At 46.2% G+C, this 706-nt stretch carries 1 protein-coding gene; it reads left to right on the forward strand.

The features are described from left to right. The coding region (locus N473_RS23050; RefSeq protein ID WP_063369857.1) for a phage portal protein at nt 1-706 on the forward strand (706 nt) is incomplete at both ends.

A 706-nucleotide genomic window follows, 5' to 3' on the forward strand; every position in this document is an offset into this window, starting at 1 on the left:
ATTTATTCATGTTTTTGAGCCGATAGAAGCAGGTCAAACGCGCGGTGCAAACTTGCTTTTGTCTATGATGCAGCAAATGCAGAGCTTAAGCACGCTACAAAACACAACACTACAAAATGCCATCATCAACGCGATGTACGCCGCAGTTATTGAGTCTGAGCTTGACTCAGAGCAAGCGTTTCAGCTTATAAGTGGTGAAAGTGGCGCAGATCAAATGCAAAAGTGGATGTCTTATATGGGCGAATACCACTCTGCAGCAAATATACGCATGAACGGGGCAAGGATCCCGCACTTAGTACCTGGTGAAAAACTTAAATTCACTCAAAGCACTAACGCCAACAATGGCTTTACCGATTTGGAAGCTTCAATGCTTCGCTTTATAGCTTCAGGCTTTGGCATGAGCTATGAGCAAATCGCGAGAGACTATTCAAAAGTTAACTACAGCAGCGCAAGAGCCAGTTTCAACGAGTCATTCCGTTACACAATGGGCAAACGGAAAGTGATCGCAGCTCGATTCGCATCTTTAGTCTTTGCCAACTGGTTAGAAGAAGCGTTGCACAGGCGTATCCTTGTTGCCCCAAGATCTCGATACAACTTTTATGAACGCCGCGAAGCTTGGACGCGCTGCGAGTGGATAGGCGCAGGCCGCTTGTCGATTGATGGTCTCAAAGAAGTGAAAGAGGCGATCTTAAGGATTGAATCTGGC

It is taken from the genome of Pseudoalteromonas luteoviolacea CPMOR-1 (genome assembly GCF_001625685.1).
In the GTDB taxonomy this organism is placed as follows: domain Bacteria; phylum Pseudomonadota; class Gammaproteobacteria; order Enterobacterales; family Alteromonadaceae; genus Pseudoalteromonas; species Pseudoalteromonas luteoviolacea_K.